Origin of the sequence: Alkalihalobacillus sp. FSL W8-0930 (assembly GCA_037965595.1) — a bacterium.
Classification (GTDB): domain Bacteria; phylum Bacillota; class Bacilli; order Bacillales; family Bacillaceae_D; genus Alkalicoccobacillus.
This window is the reverse complement of record CP150183.1, coordinates 3022985-3042481: the sequence shown is the minus strand read 5'-3', so window position 1 is coordinate 3042481 and position 19497 is coordinate 3022985. Positions and strand designations below refer to the sequence as shown.

Below are 19497 nucleotides of genomic sequence, written 5' to 3'. Positions count from 1 at the left end.
TGCAATGGATATGGTAGAAATTAAGCAAGAGCTTGCTTCAATTGAGAAGCGAATTACAAACTTCAGGGGGTCTCTTTGACCTTGATGAGAAGCAAGAACGTATTGCAGAACTAGAGGAAAAGATGACAGACCCTGAGTTTTGGAACAACCAAGATACAGCTCAAGAAGTGATTAATGAGTCAAACGGGTTAAAAGAACAAGTGGATACTTTTCTTTCAATGGAGTCAACATATGAAGATCTGGAAGTCTCGTATGAGCTTGTGAAAGAAGAGGCGGATCAAGAGCTTGAGGCAGAGCTTGCAAAAGGTGTTGGCGAACTCTCTCAAACCATTGATCAGTTTGAGCTCCAGCTATTATTAAGTGAGCCTTATGATAAAAACAACGCGATCTTAGAATTACATCCTGGTGCAGGTGGAACCGAGTCTCAAGACTGGGCTTCCATGCTGCTCCGCATGTACACAAGATGGGCCGATCAAAAAGGATTTAAAGTGGAAACCATGAACTACTTGCCTGGTGATGAGGCAGGAGTGAAAAGCGTGACACTGCTTATTAAAGGCCACAATGCGTATGGCTATCTAAAAGCTGAAAAAGGGGTACACCGCCTTGTCCGCATTTCTCCATTTGATTCATCGGGTCGCCGACATACGTCCTTTGTCTCATGTGAAGTCATGCCTGAGCTTGATGAGAATGTAGAAATAGAAGTGGCGACAGAAGACTTAAAAGTAGATACGTATCGTGCAAGTGGGGCTGGTGGTCAGCATATTAATACAACCGACTCAGCCGTTCGTATTACGCACATCCCTACAAACACAGTGGTAACGTGTCAAAACGAGCGTTCTCAGATCAAGAACCGTGAACAAGCAATGAAAATGATGAAAGCAAAGCTCTACCAATTAAAGATTGAAGAACAGCAGCAAGAATTAGCTGAGATTCGTGGAGAGCAAAAAGACATCGGTTGGGGAAGTCAGATCAGATCGTATGTGTTCCACCCATACAGTATGGTGAAGGATCATCGCACGAATCATGAGATTGGGAATACAAGCTCAGTCATGGATGGAGATCTGGATCCGTTTATTGATGCATACCTTCGTTCGTCACTAGCATTATAGAAGAAAGCAGACTGGCTACGATAGTCAGTCTGTTTTTTGCGTTACTTTACTTTGCTAACGCGTCACTAGAGCTGCGTTTACATAGGAACGTGGCAATGCTATACTACATCGGGACTTTTCCTACTATATATTCATCGTAAAAGGGGTTATGTGTATGAAAGATTGGCATCGAATAGTGGTTGATTATATATATATTTTATCTGGTTCGGCTATTGTTGCACTTGCATTTAACCTATTTTTATTACCAAATCAAATTGCACCAGGTGGAGTTAGCGGAATTAGTACGATCGTCACGAATTTAACGGGCATTGAACCTGCTTACATCCAATGGTCATTAAATATACCGCTTTTTATCGCAGGCTTACTGCTTTTAGGTGGACTATCCTATGGAATGAAAACACTAGTGGGAACCTTGTTTCTACCGTTTGTCGTCTTTTTAACTCGAGATTGGGATGTCGGATTCACAGACCCGCTGCTTGGAGCCATTTTCGGTGGAATCGGTGTAGGTGCTGGTCTAGGGCTAGCATTTAGAGCGAGAGCAAGCACTGGTGGAACAGATCTTGCGGCACAAATTTTACAGAAATACACCGGTTTAACTTCTGGTTTCGCGGTTGCCTTAATTGATGGGCTAGTCGTCATTTCTTCAGCGATTGTATTTGGACTAGAACTTGCTCTTTACGCGTTAATTTCTCTTTTTGTGACGGGAAAAACGATCGATCTAGTACAGATGGGTCTTGGCTACGCAAAAATTGCCTATATTATTTCTCAGCACGAAGATAAAGTGACTCAGTCGATTCTTCGCGATATTGATCGCGGGGTGACAAAGCTCAGTGCACAAGGAGGCTATACAAGCGAAGAAAGACCCGTGCTTATGTGTGTTGTTAATCAACATGAGGTGACAAAATTGAAAGAGGTTGTTCGGTTGGCAGACCCTAATGCTTTTGTAATTGTTTCGAATGCGACGGAGGTCTTGGGTGAGGGATTTAAAAAACAAATGTAGCGAATCACTACACAAGTAAAAGGATTTTATATACTTTATGGGTGGTATTCCATTTTAAGTTAGAACATATAGGTCTTTAGACTAACAATCCTTTGCATAGCCTTCTTAATTGTCACAAACTGAAATAAAACTGTAATGATATGAAGGATTGATGAATGGTATAATGAACAAGCAATACGACAGAAGCTTATAGAATTAGTGGTATTTCTACAATATCTTTATGTAATACAGCAAGGAAGTGATTGTTTCATGATCGAATTAAAAGATGTATGGAAAGTCTATTCTAATAACGTTAAAGCGATTAACGGAATGACTTTAAAAATAGATAAAGGTGAATTTGTCTACATAGTAGGACCAAGTGGGGCAGGTAAATCAACATTTATCCGCTTGTTATATAGAGAAGAGAAAGCAACAAAAGGTGAAGTCATTATTGATCAAACAAAGCTTAATAGTATTAAAGAAAGACATGTACCTAAGCTTAGACGAAAGATTGGCGTGATCTTTCAGGACTTTAAACTTCTACCAACTTTAACGGTCTATGAAAACGTCGCTTTTGCACTTGAAGTGATTGAAGAGCCACGCGCCTCAATTAAACGACGAGTGATGGAAGTGCTGGATATTGTTAAATTAAAAGGCAAAGCGAAGTTTCTTCCAGATGAGCTTTCTGGAGGCGAACAACAGCGTGTTGCCATTGCTCGTGCCATTGTGAATCGGCCAGAAGTCTTAATTGCCGATGAGCCAACAGGAAACTTAGACCCTGATACTGCATGGGGCATCATGGACATTTTAGATGATATTAGCCATCGTGGGACTACTATTATTATGGCTACCCACAATAAAAGCATTGTAAACACGTTAAAACGAAGAGTTATCGCCATTGAAAATGGTCGAGTTGTACGTGATGAAGTAAGGGGGAACTACGGTTATGAAATTTAGAACCGTCGGTCGCCATTTGAAAGAAGGAACAAAGAATTTAGGACGTAACGGATGGATGACATTCGCATCAATTAGTGCAGTCACCGTTATGCTTCTAGTAGTAGGAATTTTTCTCTTACTTATTCTTAATATGAATCATATGGCAACACAGGTTGAAGACGACGTTGAAATTAGAGCCTATATTGAGTTAACTGCAAATGAAGATCAACAAGAAGAACTCAGGGCAAGCATTGAAGACATAACTGATGTAAAACAAGTAGCGTTTCTTGGCAAAGACGAAGGGCTAAGTAATCTAATTGATAGCTTAGGAGACGGTGGACAGGCCTTTGAGTCGGTTCGAGATGAGAATCCGCTAAACGATATGTTTGTAATCGAAGCTGCTAACCCACAATCCATTGAAACAGTTGCTTCTGAAATTGAAGACCTGAGTAACGTGGAGAGCGTAGCTTACGGTCAAGACTTTGTAGAAAGATTGCTACAAATAACAGATGTTGGTCGTTACATTGGTCTTGGGCTCGTTGTTGCTTTAATGCTCACAGCGATGTTTTTAATAGCTAACACGATTAAATTGACTATTCTGGCGAGACGTAAAGAGATACGGATTATGAAACTAGTAGGGGCAACAAACGGTTTTATTAGATGGCCGTTCTTAGTAGAAGGACTGCTACTCGGATTGATTGGCTCATTAATCCCGATTCTGCTCGTCATTTATGGATATAAATTTTTATATGATAATTATGGAACACAAATAGAAGGTAATTTCTTTGCGTTACTACCTGTATACCCTTATATGTTACAGATAGCCTTATTATTGCTTGCGGTTGGATTGTTCATCGGAGCATGGGGCAGTGTGATGTCAGTACGTAAATTCCTGAAAGTATAAGCGAAACCGAAGCACTAGTAGATGCAGATCACTTAAGGAGGAAACGATTTAATGAAAAAGTTTGGATACGTTACACTTGCCGCAGTTATGGCACTCGGTTCGATTGGTTTTGGAGGGCTTGGAAACACAGCCTATGCAAATGAAGATTTAAGAAGCAAGATCGCAGATGTTCAAAGCGAGCGTGGTGAAAACCAGGAACTAGCTAGGCAAAAAGAAGCGGAAGTTGCTGATTTAAAGCAAGAAATGGAAACATTAAGCAATGAGATTAACAAGCTAGAAAAGGAAGAAGCAGATACTGCTGATAAGATCTCTTCAAAAGAAGATGAGATTGCTGAAGTAGAAGCTCATATTGAAAAGCTTAAAGAAGAAATAAAAGAATTAGAAGAACGAATTGCTGAACGTGATGAACTATTAAAAGATCGTGCGAAAAATATGTATCAATCAGGCGGCGAAGTAAATTACCTTGAAGTTATTTTAGGAGCAAAAGATTTTGGTGATTTGCTTGACCGCATGAACGCACTTAGTACGATTGCAAGTCAAGATAAGTCTATTCTTGATGCACATGTCCAGGACCATGAAGATTTAGAAGCTGCTAAGACAGAGGTTGAAGATGAGCTTAGTAAGCTTGAAGGACATCTAGCAGACTTAGAAACATTGAAAGTAGACTTAGAGAATCAACGTGCTGAAAAAGACAGTAAACGCGGGGATCTTCAGTCAAAAGAAGAAACGCTTGAGGCTGAACTAGGTGAGATTGAGAACGAAGATGAAATTCTTGCTCAACAAGAAGCAGCGTTTGAAAGTGAATTAGCGGCATGGGAAGAAGAACAAAAACGTTTAGCTGAAGAGAAGAAACGTCAAGAAGAAGAAGAAAAGAAGAGACAAGAAGAAGCGGCAAAAGCACAAGCTGAGCAAGCTTCTGCTAAACAAGAATCACCAACACAAAGTAATTCAAATGCAACTACAAGTTCTAATAATAATACAAGCTCAAATAACAATTCGAGCTCAGAATCATCATCTAGCTCTAAGTCTTCACAACCACAGGTGAAAAGTGAAACGACAAGCAGCGAAGCACCACAGAAGTCAACGTCTGGTTTTGTAAGACCTACAACAGGCTCTGTCACGTCAACTTATGGGCAACGTTGGGGGAAAATGCACCACGGTATTGACTTTGGTAAGAATGGACGCACTGGGGATGTGCCAATTATCGCAGCGAAAGAAGGAACGGTTTCTTCAGCTGGCTGGATGAATGGGTATGGAAACACAGTCATCATTACTCATGTGGTAGATGGACGCACAGTTACAACATTATATGGTCATATGGAGCGTATTGATGTAAGTGCTGGTCAAAAAGTATCTCAATCTCAACAAATTGGTTTAATGGGGAATACTGGTCAATCATTTGGCGCTCACTTACACTTTGAGGTTCATGAAGGTAACTGGAATGGTGCGAAATCGAATTCCGTTAATCCGTTAAACTATGTATCTAGATAATTAATAGTAATTAAACGTATAACTAAAACAAGCGTGGGTTACATTTCCTTTTCATCATCTGTGGATGATACACTAGAAATGTGAACCACGCTTGTTTTTTATTCTGTTTTAGGAGCGCGTTACGATGAGAAATATACGAGTGATCTTTGGACTAATTAGTTGGACAATGTTTGTTATTGGATTTGGATATGATCAATCCATTGAGCTTCTTTTAAGTTTCTCGATCTTGGTTTTGGTCCCTCTCGTTACCGAACTGACGTATCATCAAAAGAGAGAACGTGAATGGTTTTTAATAGCACAACCTATTTTCTCATTACTAGGTGCGGGAAGCTTATTTATTGAAACGGGAGTTCTCTCAGCAGCACTTGCTTTTTGTTGGTTACTGTACACGTGCTGGATTGCGTGTATCGGCATTGCACGTGCCTCAACAAGAGGGTTTGTGCGAATGGAAGAAAACGCTATTGATTCAGCCTATGTGTACATGGCTTTAGGCGGTGTGTGGCTTTTTATGAGTCAGGCAGGGATAGAAGGATTGCCTTTTTCACCCGTCATTGTGTTGTTAACAGCGGTTCATTTTCATTATTCCAGTTTGATAGTACCGGTTGTGGCTGGTTTACTTGGACGGTATGCTTTTCACCATAAAGTTAACATTCATGGATATGGTTTGTTGTCAGGGCTGCTTATTTTAGGACCAGTTCTTGTTGGAATTGGGATTACAATTGGTGGAGTGGCTGATTTGTTGTTTGTTGGCATTTATGTTCTTGCGATGTTCTGGTTAGCATTTGAAACGTTTCGTGTCCTTATGAAGATTCACCAATATCGTGTAGCACACATGTTCATCCTGTTAGCTTCAGTGATATCAATAGCTGCCATGGTTTTATCTGCTTTGTATAGTGCAGGTGTTTCATTGGGAACAACATTGATTGCGATTGATCAAATGGTCCTTTATCATGGCTACGCACAAGCATTTGGGTACAGCTTTTTACTATTGGTTGGATGGTCGATTATAAAACCCCGTCCATTGTTCTCATTCGGTCAATTTAGACTTAGTCGACTTCGTGGGAAGGGGAGAGTAGGAGAACGTTTCTTAAAGGACACTCACATTTTAGATAAGAATGAAAAGGTAGATGGGTTGGTTGAGACATTTTCTGCTTTTAGTCGTGAGGGTTTTTCCCCAAAAAAGGTTGATTCATCAATAAAGAATTTCTACGAAAAAACCAATTATTATGAGATGTCCGCTACCACAAGATGGCATGGAATCTACTATCCTCTTTCTAGACCCTATCATTGGGTTACAGGAAAAATTGGACAGCTTTATTTAAGAGCGGCAAGCAAGCATCCAAAGAAACAAAGGATGGAAGCTGTCATCTATCCAATTGATGAGACCATTGATGGGAGGCATCCCGTTAGAGCATGGATACGAAAGGACTATGAAACAAAGGAAGAAATCTTTGTCGCTTTTTATGCGTATTATGCGACTAAAGAAAAAACGTATATGGATATTGCTTTACCCCTGCCCTATTCAGTTATGACAGGTATCCTTCGTCCAGACCATGATGAATCAAATGGACTCATTCTAACTAGCTTTAGAGAGCCTGGTTCACTTGGCGATGAGGGGGTTTATGTAACGATCGGAAAATGGACGATCAGGGTACCGATCGAGGAATATTTCCATGTTCGCGCAACAGAAGATCCTGGACGTTTGACAGCTGTACATGAGCTACGTTTTCTAGGATTACGATGCCTGACGATCGATTATGAAATTACGTGTAAGCTCTCAAAACAGCTTTGACTTCATAGTAGTGATTGTCTAAAATGGTAGTAATCGAGTAGCGACATAATGTGTACAGGCAATGCATATGATGATGGCAGGCTTGTTGATGTTTTAATACATGGGAGTGGTGAAGGTGAACAGTAAACGCTTGTTTATTGTTGTGATACTTGTAGCGATATTTGGGGCGGGAAGTTATTATTTAACTGGGAAATTTGCAACAAATGCTTCTCCAATGAATTCGGGTAACAACGACTCACAAGAAACTGAAATTGTAGAACTTAGTGACGATGAGTTGATGAAAAAGTTTGAAACAGCCTTAAATACGATTGAGGATCGATATGTGGAAGAAGTTGATCGTCAAGCATTGATCGAAGGCGCTATTTCTGGAATGATCGATGAATTAGGAGATCCTTTTTCGGACTATATGGATCAAGAAACAGCCAATGAATTTGTTGAGTCGCTTGGGTCAGAATTTCAAGGAATTGGTGCTGAGGTAAGTATGATTAATGGGAAGGTTACCATCGTATCCCCGTTCCGTGACTCACCCGCAGAGCAAGCAGGCTTACAGGCTAATGACCGCATCATTGAAATTGATGGTGAAAATATTGAAGGGCTCTCTGTAAATGAAGCTGTCCTTAAGATTCGTGGTGAAAAAGGAACAACGGTTCGGCTAACCATTGAAAGAGACGGTAGTTCTGAATTATTAGATGTTCCTGTTGAACGTGATACCATTCCAATTGAAACGGTACGAACGCAAACGTTTGAACAAGATGGTCAAACCATTGGACTTCTTGAAATTACATCGTTCTCTGAAGATACGGCGATTAACTTTAAAGACCAGCTACAGGAGTTAGAGCAGGATGGAATGGATGCTTTAATTATCGATGTCCGAGGTAATCCAGGAGGGTACTTAAATGCGGTTGAGCAAATTGGCGACGAATTAATTCCGGATGAAAAAGCCATTGTGCAAACGGAGGATCGTGAAGGAGCTCGTACAGGGTATACATCAAAGCTGAAAGAAGCGAAGGATTACCCAATCATTGGTTTAATTGATGAGCGAAGTGCTTCTGCATCTGAAATTTTGGCAGCTGCATTAAAAGAATCAGGCGGATATGATCTAGTCGGGAATACAACCTTTGGAAAAGGGACGGTCCAACAAACAGTTGACCTTGGTGATGGCAGTGACTTAAAACTGACGATGATGAGATGGTTAACGCCAGATGGTAACAGCATTAACCAAGAAGGTGTAACACCAACCATTGAAGTCAGTCAACCTGAGTATTTCTTCTCAACAGCTGTGTCTGTTGAAGAGGACTCTCCAATCGTTTTTGATTCACTTGGTGAACAAGTGAAAAATGCTCAATTTATTTTAAAAGGCTTGGACTATAATCCAGGTCGTGAGGACGGCTACTTTGATCAACAAACAGTTGATGCAGTGAAGTCATTCCAAGAGGATGAAGGCATTGAAGCGAGTGGAGAGATCAACCAAGAAACGGCTACTGCCCTTCAAGAACGGATTGTAGAAGAAATTCGTAAAGCAGAAAATGATTCACAGTTACAAAAAGCAATTGATGTGGCAATCGAGCAGATTAACTAAACTCATGCTCTAATCGAGAATAAGAGATCAACACAAGTGAAAGACTGTCCTCACTGGAAAGCAGATAGGTTTTCTGTAGGCTCCTGCAAGAGGGCGCAGATTCTAGCTTCCAGGGAGGCAGTCTTTTTATAAAATGTGTAGTAGAATAGATAAGCAGGGGGAGGGCGTCAATGGAAATCGTTCAAACGATCTTAATCGCATTAGCTAGTTTTTTTGCAAATCCCATTACCTATTTTGGATTGCTACTCGTATACATTATCGCTTCAAAACGTGTAAAAAAAGAACGGTCTTCTTTTCATACAAGAGTTTATCGTCGATTGGCAGATTTTATTGTACCCTTTTGGCCAGCTTTACTTATTGGTTTATGTTTATCTGTTCTTTTACTAGGCATTGGGTTTGTGTTGGAATGGCAGGCATTAGCGATCATGATGATGATCACATTTTTAATCATGCTTACATTTCAGCTTAGATGGCTTTCTCCGTCGTACATTATTGGATTTACGATTATCGCTCTAGTAGTGATTCCACTTACGGGAGATTATCCGTTTATACATGATTACATAGATTTAATGCAAGTGGACAAGCTTATACCGATTTTATCTTTATTACTAGGGTTGCTAGTTATTGCCGAGGGAATTCTTATTCAAAAAAATGGAACGGTTTACACCTCACCTAGATTAGAGAGAGCATCCAGAGGAAAGTGGATAGGGTTTCATTTATCAGAACGAATTTGGTTTCTACCTCTCATTGTATTTATTCCAGATGGCATCATTCCGATGTTTGAATATTGGCCAGTTCTTCCTGTTGCAGGGATGGAGCTGCAGCCATTACTCATTCCATTTTTAATTGGATTTAAGCAAAAGATAACATCTTCTCTTCCAAAGGACGCCATCCGTTCTGCCGGGAGACAAGTACTGGTCTTTGGAATTGTTTTGCTTCTTCTAGCCATTTCAACCTTATTTGTCGGGTGGATCGCTTATGTTGTCGCTGGAATTGCCATCATTGGTAGAGAATATCTGTGGCATTTAGCAAAGACTCGCGACAAACAAGGGTTACCCATGTACGTTGAACAAACAGAAGGATGCACCATTCTTGGTGTGTTGCCTGGAAGTCTAGCAGATAAACTAGATTTGAAAGTTGGAGAGACGATCGTGAAAGTAAACGGTCGTAAAGTTATAGATGAGACGAGTTTCTATGAAGCTCTTCAAGCAAATTCGGCTTTCTGTAAATTAGATGTGCTCGACTATGATCAAGAGGTTCGCTTTGAACAAGGCGCATTGTATGATAGTGAGCATCACCAGCTTGGCGTATTGTTAGTGAAAAAAGACGTTTCCTTATCTGACTCAGTTACATAAAGAAAAGCTTTGAGCATACCGCTCAAAGCTTTTTTAATGTATTGAAACAATCATGTCTGCAAACACGTATGTAAGAGGAACAGAAAGGAGAGGAAGGATTGTCTATTATTCTAGAAAATGCTCAATTAGTAGATGTAGAAGCAGGAGAGATTAGAAAAACCTCAATTTCGATTAAGGATGGATTCATACATGAGGTCGCCTCAACGATTCAAGCAGATTCCAAGACTAATCGCATAGACCTACATGGAAAATTCGTGATACCAGGCCTTATTGACATGCATGTACATATTAAAGAATCGTTTGCGCCATTCTTTACGGCGGCAGGAGTGACCACCGTTCGAAACACTGGAGGTAATGTGTGCGAGTTGAATCCTCTAATTCAAGCGGATAGCTCTGACCCAACGCCAAGAGTCATTTCTGCTGATCGCATTATAGATGGACCACCTGGTCTGTGGGGAGATACAAGTCCATGGAGTATCAATGTAGATACAATTGATTTAGCAAAGAAAGAAGTGAAACGGCAAATTCAAGCTGGGGCCGACTTTATTAAGGTTTATGGACTTCTGAAAAAGGAGCTCATTCAAGCGGTTGTAGAAGAAGCAAAGAAGCATGGCAAGGAAGTAAGTGCGGATTTGTTACACTCGCCGTCCGTTACGGCATTAGATGCAGCTGATCTTGGAGTGAAATGGATTGAACATGCATCAGGAGTGCTTCAAGCTGTTTATTCGAATTGGACGATGCAATCGACAGAAGATGAATGGGAACAAATTAGATGGGATAAGCCATGCGTCGAAAGAATCCGTGACGTATGCGAACAGCTTTTAAAACACGATGTAATTCTTTGTCCGACGCTTGTTTTATATGATCAGCAGAAACAATCTAGACATAGATGGGAACCTAGGCATGAGGTTATTCAAGGGATATATGCCAAGGTCGGTTCATTAGCGGAGCAGTGGACACACTTCACCCAGTACACAAAAAGTTTAGACAAGATGGGCATTCAAACAACCCATATACAGGAAATCGCAAAAACCTATTCGGATATGGGAGGGCGTGTAGTGGCTGGCACAGACACTCCAGCGGGGGTATGGACATTTCCAGGTATGGCTCTGCATCGAGAGCTTGAATTACTTGTTGAAGCTGGTTTTTCTCCTCTTGAAGCAATTAGGTCTGCATCGATTCATGCGGCTAGTACACTAAAACGCAAGGATTTAGGGACCATTAAAAAAGGTACCGTAGCGGACATGGTTGTTCTAAAAGAAAACCCTTTACTAGATATAAAAGCAACGCAAAGCATATCGCTCGTAGTAAAGGGTGGAAAGGCATATTCCATTAATGAATTGATCCAAGCTACTCCCGAACGAGAAGAAGTGAAAAAACGATATGAACAATTCGTAGAAGCTTTTAAGTTATGACTGCTTAGTCATTAAACAGTGAGTCATTAAGCTGATAATAGGTGACAAGCCTTTGAGTCAGCTTTCTTAATCCAGGTTCATTGTGCAGGTTCAATAACATCCCTTGAATTATAGGTAGGCGAGGGCGAGCTTTTTGAGATTCCTCTTCAAGCATATCGATGGATACAAAAAGGTCGTCCTTATGATCGGATTCTCTAATCGTATTTCGTATCTCTTTGAGTGTATCTAAAACAGAGATCGAGTGATCCACTTCAAAAAATTCGGTCAAAACGGAAGCTATCTGTTCTTCTTTTAGAAGAGCATCCTCTGACTTTAATCCCCCAACAATGGAGTCAACCCTTTCTAATATATATGGCACAAGTGTACGAATTTCTACAACAGGTGCATGAATTAAAAACTTTAAGTAGGAATGAAATAATCCATCAATGATCAGTGTTAAGTCCCATAGTATAGGCTTTATTTGCTCTCCATACAATTCGGTAAAATAGCTTTGGTGAAACTGTGTCATTTTAAAATTTAGACGCTTAAGGCTTGACTTCATCTCATCTGTTAGTGGGATCGAAGGGTCTTTCATTTGTACGAGTATAAAATCCTTGTGCTTAAGAATAGATTCAAATAAATCAGTGAGCTTTCGACTATATTGTTCTCTTGGAGCAAGCTCATCATAGTCACTTTTCTGGATACAGCTGGTTATTAAATCAGAATAATAGTTAATAATAGCAACAACTAAGGCATCTTTTGATTTGAAATGTAAGTAAAAAGCCCCTTTTGAAATACCACTTTCAGTCGCAATATCTTGAATGGATGTGGATGAGATACTGTTTGTTGAAAATAATTTAATCGCATTCTCAATAATTAGCTTATTTTTCTCGGTCATTTTTTCAACTCCTTTTGTGATTTGTTCTTGACTAATGACTATCCGGTCAACTAACATAAGGTGAGTAATGACTAGGTGGTCAAATTATATACGCTTAAGTAAATGGAAGTCAAGAACAGAAAGAGGGGGAATCAGGAAACAATGAAAAAGATTATTGAGTTTTCATTAAGGAATAAGTTTGCTTTATGGTTACTAACCATCATGGTTGTGGTAGCTGGTCTCTACTCCGGGTTGAACATGAAGATGGAAACTATTCCGAACATTAATACTCCAATTATTACGATCTCAACAACCTATCCAGGTGCTACACCTGAGGAAGTTGTAGATAAAGTAACGCAACCGATAGAGCAGCAGGTAGAAGGATTAAATGGTGTTTCTAATGTAACCTCTAGCTCCTTTCAAAATGCTTCATCGATTCAAATAGAATATCGATTTAGTAAAGATATGGATGAAGCACTAACGGAGGTAAAAGACGCGTTGGATGGTCAGGAATTTCCTGATGGCGTGACTGATCCTTCAATATCCAGGTTAAGTTTAACGGCCTTTCCTGTGCTGACGTTAAGTGCGTCGGGTGAGGATTCTCTTACTGAACTAACTGATTTGATTGAGAATGACGTAGCACCAACCTTAGAAGGATTAGACGGTGTTGCCTCTGTTAGTTTAAGTGGACAGTCAGTGAAAGAAGTTCAGCTTCGATTCGACGAGGATGAACTACTTGCCAATGGATTAGATGAAGATACTGTTTTACAAATCATTCAAGGCTCGGATGTAACCTTCCCACTTGGATTATATACATTTGGAGATCAGGAACAGTCTGTTGTTATTGACGGTGATGTGAATACGATTGAAGATCTCCAATCTATAGCAATCCCAATTAGTCCAGTTGGGGGAGAAGAACAACAGCCTTCTATGGATATGGATGCCGAAGCTGGAATACCTGCAGCTGGTGAGCAAGATCTACCGGTTGATATAGAGATTCCAACAATCTCACTCGGTGAGCTTGCTGAGATTGAAGTTGTAAATGAATCAAGCTCCATTTCGAGAACCAATGGAAAAGATGCAATAGGTCTACAAATTGTAAGCACAGCAGATGCAAATACGGTTGATGTTGTTGATCAAGCGCTAGAAGCGGCTGCAGATCTTGAAGAAAAGTATGATGGACTTGAAATTGTTTCAACACTTGATTTAGGTGAGCCAATTAAAGAATCGGTTGAAACAATGATTAGCAAAGCATTATTCGGTGCATTGTTTGCGATGATCATCATTTTGCTGTTTTTACGGAATGTGAAAACAACGATTATCTCGGTCATTTCAATTCCTTTATCTCTATTAATTGCGATCCTCATCTTAAACCAAATGGATATTACGTTAAATGTCATGACACTTGGCGCGATGACCGTTGCTATTGGCCGAGTCATTGACGATTCCATTGTTGTCATCGAAAACATTTTTAGGCGGATGGGCATGGCGGATGAACCACTAAAAGGAAAAGCATTAATTGTGGATGCCACAAAAGAAATGTTTATGCCGATTCTTTCATCCACTATTGTTACAATCTCTGTTTTCCTACCACTAGGATTAGTAGAGGGAATGGTTGGTGAATTGTTTCTTCCATTCGCATTAACTGTTGTCTTCGCGCTACTTGCTTCATTATTAGTAGCCATTACGATTGTGCCTATGATGGCTCATTCGATGTTTAAAAAGGGCTTAAGTAAAAGCAACATGTCTCATGAGGAAAAGCCAAGTCGACTATCTAATGGATACAAATATGTGTTGAATTGGTCGCTAAATCATAAATGGATTACATCCATTGTGGCGATTGCTTTATTGATTGGTAGTCTGTTCTTAGTCCCTGCTGTTGGTGTCAGCTTCTTACCGGCAGATGAGGAAAAAGCATTGTATATTACCTATAACCCAGAACCAGGTCAGACTTTATCTGAGGTCGAGGAGATTGCTGGAGAAGCGGAAACCTTCCTCACTGAACGAGACGGGGTTGAGCTCATTCAGTTATCAATTGGTGGAGACAATCCGATGAGCTTTGGTCCATCGAACTCGTCTATTATCTTTGTAGAATATGCTGATGATTTTAGCGGATTTGTAGACGAACAAGAAAAAGTAATGGATGAACTAACGGCAATGACCGAGAAAGGGACTTGGGCTAATCAAGACTTTACTGGCATGTCTGGAAGTTCGAGTGAGCTTGCTGTTCAGGTAAGTGGTCCCTCGATCGAAGTCATTGAACCTGTTGTAAAAGAAGTAGAACAATTATTATCCGAGCAAGAGGATCTTTCGGATGTGGATACAAGTTTATCTGAACAATATGAGCAATTTAATTTAATTGCTGATGCAGAAGAACTAAGTAAAAACGGTTTAACAGCTGCACAAGTAGGCATGGCTCTTTCAAATCAGGGACAGCGTGAGGTACTCACAACTGTTAACGAGGATGGAGCAGAGCTTGATGTGTTTGTTGAATCGGAGGAAGAATCATTTGCAAATATTGATGAATTACTAGATAAAACAATTGTGACGGCACTTGGTGAAGAGATAGCAATTCGCGATGTCGTTAATGTGGAGGAAGGAACTACTCCAGATACGATCTCAAAACGAAATGGCGACATTTATGCAGACGCATCAGGAAAAATCACAAGTAATGATATTGGAGCAGTCGCAACGTCCGTTCAATCTGAACTTGATGAACTGGATCTACCTACTGGTGTAGACGTTTCAATGGGCGGGGTGTCTGCTGATATTGAGGAATCATTTACTCAGCTTGGGCTAGCCATGCTTGCCGCCATCGCTATTGTTTACTTTGTTCTTGTCTTGACATTTGGTGGAGGGTTGGCCCCATTTGCAATCCTATTCTCGCTACCATTTACCGTAATTGGTGCACTTGTCGCCTTACTCATTGCGGGTGAGACCATTAGTGTATCCTCTATGATTGGTGCGCTTATGTTAATTGGGATTGTTGTAACAAATGCGATTGTATTGATTGACCGAGTGATTCACCAAGAAAACGAAGGATTGTCTACTAGAGAGGCACTGCTTGAAGCAGGATCTACACGACTACGTCCGATTCTGATGACAGCCATTGCGACAATTGGTGCGCTTCTCCCATTAGCCTTTGGATTTGAGGGCGGAGGACTAATCTCTAAAGGTCTTGGAGTGACCGTTATTGGAGGATTAACAAGTTCAACTCTACTCACGTTGTTAATCGTACCGTTAGTCTATGAATTACTAATGAAGCTTAAAAAACGTGTAGTAAAAGAGTAATAGTCGTTAAAAAACGAACCGCCTTACGTAGGCTGGTTCGTTTTTTTGTAACATTTATGATTCGATTAATTGCTTAATCCGCATAGCGGTACGAACTTGCAACGTAAACTCTGGATCTTTTAATGAAGTCTGTAATAATTCCTCGCACTTTTCCAAACGATAAACGACCGTGTTCCGGTGAACAAAAAGCTGTTTGGCTGTTTCAGAAATCTGACATTGGCATTCCATGTACATAAACAATGTCTGCAGCAGTGTTTGGTCCTCATCTAAGTAATCTAGACGTAATTGTTTGTAGGTCTGATGATAATAGGCAATCAATTCTTTTTCAGGAATCATCCTAAGTAAGCCGCTAATATCGGTAGACTGGAAGAAATGAATAGAGGACGGTTGGCGCCAGCCACTATGTTGAAACAATGCTTTTTGTGCTTCCTCAAAGCCTTGATGTACCGCAAAGAAAGAGGAGCAAACGTGACTGACTCCAAATGATACCGTCATTTCATAGAAACGGGATAACCGTAATTGGAGAAGTTCTAAGAAGGACTCACAGAATGCCTGTGTATCCTCAATTAAGTCATTCACAGAAAGAAGGAGTATTAATTGTTCTCCTTTTGTAAAAAGGTAACAAGGGACAGCTAAGGATTGCAGCTCATTCTCAAGAAAGTCATAGAGCTGATCCATCTCTTTATGATGACTTTGATCATTCCACATCTCATGCAGAGGATCCAGTTCTCCTACCGCACAAATATATTCTTGTTCAACTGGTAACCCAAACTCACTGGCTCTATTCTCCATCTCCTTTGTACTTGAATACGTCTGATCAAGAAAGCTTGAGAAGAACTCATTACGGATTCGGCGCGTTGTTTGTTTAATCGCTTCTTCCCGGATCCGTTCAAAGGATAATACATTGACAGCCTGTTCAATGGTCAGTCGATTCACGTGGTCAGATGGAGCGATTGAGCCTTTGATAAATAATAAATCTGGTTGATTCGTATGTTTATGGACTGGATAAACCGTCATTTCTTGCTTAGTCGCTAGATCACAAAATGCTACTTCAGTTGATTTTGGCAGAAGCAGATATCCGTACTGAGCGAGCTCTGTTAAATATGGCATCGATTTAAGCACCTGTTCCTGTCCGGCAATTGGTGTTAAATATGAATTTGTTAAGATAACGGAATGTTGGATAAGCCCGCTTAATCGAGAAAGTAATGTATTAAGACCTTTTCCGTTCATCATTTGCAACGTAAATTGCCGGTGCGTATCAATGGCATGTCGAAGCTCATTCGTTCGTTTATCTAAAATAATGGATAGCAGTTGATTTACGGTATCTCCAAGAGACCAATCTGAGGGAAGGTTAAGAATAGGGAAACCTAAAGTATTCGCACTATCAATGACTTGTTGAGGAAGGGCGTGGATAAAGCGTTCTGTTTTCACAAAGAGCCCTGCACAATGTCTTTTACTCATCTCCTCAATTAAATGAGCCATTTCCCAAGGCTTATCTTTAAAATGGTAGCCTGTTGTCACCAGAAGATCATTTGCTTTTAAATATGGTAAAATATCTGGCGCATCCATCATCGTTACATGACTGATGTCGTGGTTGAGTCCAGATGCGCCAGCAATAACGGATAGCTGAGTAAATGGTTCACGTGTAAGTAGGGTTTGTAGCTTCATCTCTCTCTTCCAATCCACATGTTTTTTCTCATCGTAGCATAGTCAGATTCATTCTGGAAGAAATGACTGTTTGTTTTAAATATTTAGTTAGAATCACCAATGACAGAAGAGTCTTGGTTTCGTAGAATAATGGAAATCAAAGCAGAAAGGTACGATGTCAGTGATAAAACAAACACTTGATCAGCTTAATCACTGTTCACCTGAAGAATTCGTTGAAACCCTTGCAGGAATGTATGAGCATTCACCATGGGTGGCTGAACAAGTGGTGAACTATCGACCTTTTAAGTCCATTCATTCTCTTTATGAAGCAATGAAAATGGAAGTCAGTCAATCGGACGAAGCCACCAAGTTAAACCTGCTTTGTGCGCATCCGAATCTCGGAGAACGAATTCAGATGACAGATTCATCAAAAGCAGAGCAAAGCCAAGCAGGTCTCACTGAATTAACAGAAGAGGAGTTTAAAAGCTTTAAAGCACTTAACAAACGTTATATGGCCACATTTACGTTTCCATTTATTTTAGCTGTAAAAGGGAAAAAGAAGCAGGAAATTTATCATGAGATGGAAAGAAGGGTCCACCACTCAGCTGAAACAGAGTTTGACACAGCTTTGGCCGAGGTTGACAAGATTGCCTTATTCCGTTTAAAGGATCTTATTCAAGAGTAATTAAAAAAGGTTGGAAGATAATCTGATAAGGACAAACGAAAAAAAGAGAACAGTGCTACGATCAATGTACGTAAGCGTTGGTATAAATATAGGGGGACAAACATGTACGATGTAGTGATTCGTCATGCAAAAGTTGTATTGGAAACAGGAGTAGTTGAAAGTGAAATCGGCATTAACAATGGAAAAATTGCTGAGCTATCCAAGACTATTTCAATACAGGGAGTAAAGGAAATAGATGCAAAGGGACAGTACGTGTTTCCAGGAGCTGTAGACGTACACGTACACCTAAATGAACCAGGTCGTGCGTTCTGGGAAGGCTTTGAAACAGGTTCAAGTATGTTTGCAGCAGGTGGAACAACCACATTCGTTGATATGCCCTTAAACGGCATCCCTTCTACTGTAACAAAGAAGGACCTGTATGATAAAGCGAGATTGGGTGAAGAAAAATCAATTGTCGATTTTGGTCTCTGGGGTGGATTGGTTCCAGGAAATGTACATGAACTTGCTGGGTTGTCCGAAGCTGGTTGCTTAGGTTTTAAAGCCTTTTTGTCTCCAACGGGAAACAAAGAATTTGAATCGGTAGGAGATAAGGACCTAATTGAAGGAATGGACCGAATTGCCGAGCTTGGCAAGGTTCTTGCTCTTCATGCAGAAAGTGGCCCAATGACAACCTTCTTAACTGAAAAAATGAAGAGTCAGCATCGAACGACTTATCATGATTACTTAGCATCCCGTCCGATTGAGGCAGAAGTAGAGGCTGTTGACCGAGCGTTACACTATGCAAAAATCACAGGCTGTCCTCTACATTTTGTCCATATAAGCAGTGTAGCGGCCGTTTCAAGAATCGAGCAGGCAAAAGCACAAGGGATGAATGTGTCACTAGAAACATGTCCTCACTACTTACTATTTTCACATGAAGCGTTATTTGAAAAGAAGAATCTTGCAAAGTGTGCACCTCCACTTAGAAAGCAGGAGGACCATCTACAACTTCGTCAGGCAATGAAGGATGGCCGAATTGACTTTTTAACATCCGATCACTCCCCATGCGCGGCCGAGCTAAAGGATGCTTCGACCTATTCTATTTTTGATGCATGGGGAGGGATTAATGGAGGAGGCGTCACATTACTTGGTGCCATTCAATTTGCTATCGAAGAGAAGCTAGATTTCTCTCATGTGGTGAACTGGACGGCAAAACATCCGGCAGAGCGGTTTGGCCTTAGTCAACGAAAGGGTTCGATTAAGGAAGGGAAGGATGCGGATCTTGTTTTTGTCGCCCTTCAGTCGCACGAAGTGACCCTTGAAAACATGTATGCGAGACACCCCCTTTCTCTATATACAAGTGAACAATTTGATGCACGCATTGAAACGGTTCTTGCATCAGGCATCCAGGTTTTTTCTCAGGAGAATGGACCCATCCAATCAAGGACAGGAACATGGTTAACAGCTTAAAGGAATTTA

At 40.5% G+C, this 19497-nt stretch carries 14 protein-coding genes; 12 read left to right on the top strand and 2 right to left on the bottom strand.

Translation table 11 applies throughout. The annotated features are described in order from the left end of the window. The first annotated feature begins 4 nt into the window (after nucleotides 1–4). From prfB to NSQ54_15990, 9 genes are all read left to right on the top strand, one after another. Nucleotides 5–1109, top strand: a protein-coding gene (gene prfB / locus NSQ54_16030) for a peptide chain release factor 2 (GenBank protein ID WYP25814.1) whose coding sequence is annotated in 2 segments (ribosomal slippage) — nucleotides 5–76 and nucleotides 78–1109 — 1104 coding nt in all. Because the reading frame shifts where the segments join, the coding sequence is not laid out codon by codon here. A 154-nt stretch (nucleotides 1110–1263) separates the two neighbouring features. Beyond that, nucleotides 1264–2109 carry a YitT family protein gene (locus NSQ54_16025; GenBank protein ID WYP25813.1) on the top strand — a complete coding sequence of 282 codons (846 nt, stop codon included), beginning with the start codon at nucleotides 1264–1266 and terminating at the stop codon, nucleotides 2107–2109. A 249-nt stretch (nucleotides 2110–2358) separates the two neighbouring features. After that, nucleotides 2359–3045, top strand: a complete 687-nt coding sequence (gene ftsE / locus NSQ54_16020; GenBank protein ID WYP25812.1) for a cell division ATP-binding protein FtsE — start codon at nucleotides 2359–2361, stop codon at nucleotides 3043–3045. Next, complete coding sequence (gene ftsX, locus NSQ54_16015) at nucleotides 3035–3928, top strand: permease-like cell division protein FtsX (protein WYP25811.1); 894 nt, start codon at nucleotides 3035–3037, stop codon at nucleotides 3926–3928. The genes ftsE and ftsX overlap by 11 nt, the downstream gene beginning before the upstream one ends. Before the next feature lie 51 nt (nucleotides 3929–3979). Next, a complete protein-coding gene (locus tag NSQ54_16010; protein WYP25810.1) occupies nucleotides 3980–5419 on the top strand; it encodes a peptidoglycan DD-metalloendopeptidase family protein in 1440 nt (479 codons plus the stop codon). A 124-nt stretch (nucleotides 5420–5543) separates the two neighbouring features. Then, nucleotides 5544–7211: a YndJ family protein gene (locus tag NSQ54_16005; GenBank protein ID WYP25809.1), complete on the top strand. Its 1668-nt coding sequence runs from the start codon at nucleotides 5544–5546 to the stop codon at nucleotides 7209–7211. A 115-nt stretch (nucleotides 7212–7326) separates the two neighbouring features. Next, nucleotides 7327–8790 carry a S41 family peptidase gene (locus tag NSQ54_16000; GenBank protein ID WYP25808.1) on the top strand — a complete coding sequence of 488 codons (1464 nt, stop codon included), beginning with the start codon at nucleotides 7327–7329 and terminating at the stop codon, nucleotides 8788–8790. A 170-nt stretch (nucleotides 8791–8960) separates the two neighbouring features. Further along, the gene (locus NSQ54_15995; protein WYP25807.1) at nucleotides 8961–10145 is read left to right on the top strand and encodes a PDZ domain-containing protein; all 1185 of its coding nucleotides are present in this window, start codon (nucleotides 8961–8963) and stop codon (nucleotides 10143–10145) included. Between the two features lie 98 nt (nucleotides 10146–10243). After that, the gene (locus NSQ54_15990; protein ID WYP25806.1) at nucleotides 10244–11560 is read left to right on the top strand and encodes an amidohydrolase family protein; all 1317 of its coding nucleotides are present in this window, start codon (nucleotides 10244–10246) and stop codon (nucleotides 11558–11560) included. A 4-nt stretch (nucleotides 11561–11564) separates the two neighbouring features. Here the strand turns inward: NSQ54_15990 and NSQ54_15985 are convergent, their stop codons facing one another. Further along, nucleotides 11565–12437 (bottom strand): TetR/AcrR family transcriptional regulator, encoded by an 873-nt coding sequence (locus NSQ54_15985; GenBank protein WYP25805.1) that lies wholly within the window; start codon nucleotides 12435–12437, stop codon nucleotides 11565–11567. Nucleotides 12438–12578: 141 nt separating this feature from the next. Here NSQ54_15985 and NSQ54_15980 point away from each other — a divergent pair, with 141 nt between their 5' ends. Further along, complete coding sequence (locus NSQ54_15980; protein ID WYP25804.1) at nucleotides 12579–15707, top strand: efflux RND transporter permease subunit; 3129 nt, start codon at nucleotides 12579–12581, stop codon at nucleotides 15705–15707. A 54-nt stretch (nucleotides 15708–15761) separates the two neighbouring features. Here NSQ54_15980 and NSQ54_15975 read toward each other — a convergent pair whose 3' ends face one another. Next, nucleotides 15762–17393, bottom strand: a complete 1632-nt coding sequence (locus NSQ54_15975; protein WYP25803.1) for a PucR family transcriptional regulator ligand-binding domain-containing protein — start codon at nucleotides 17391–17393, stop codon at nucleotides 15762–15764. A 136-nt stretch (nucleotides 17394–17529) separates the two neighbouring features. Between NSQ54_15975 and uraD the strand changes: the two genes are divergently transcribed. Then, nucleotides 17530–18039 carry a 2-oxo-4-hydroxy-4-carboxy-5-ureidoimidazoline decarboxylase gene (gene uraD, locus NSQ54_15970; GenBank protein ID WYP25802.1) on the top strand — a complete coding sequence of 170 codons (510 nt, stop codon included), beginning with the start codon at nucleotides 17530–17532 and terminating at the stop codon, nucleotides 18037–18039. A 102-nt stretch (nucleotides 18040–18141) separates the two neighbouring features. Continuing rightward, nucleotides 18142–19488, top strand: coding sequence for an allantoinase AllB (allB, locus tag NSQ54_15965; protein WYP25801.1), 1347 nt, complete (start codon nucleotides 18142–18144; stop codon nucleotides 19486–19488). The last annotated feature ends 9 nt before the right edge of the window (nucleotides 19489–19497 follow it).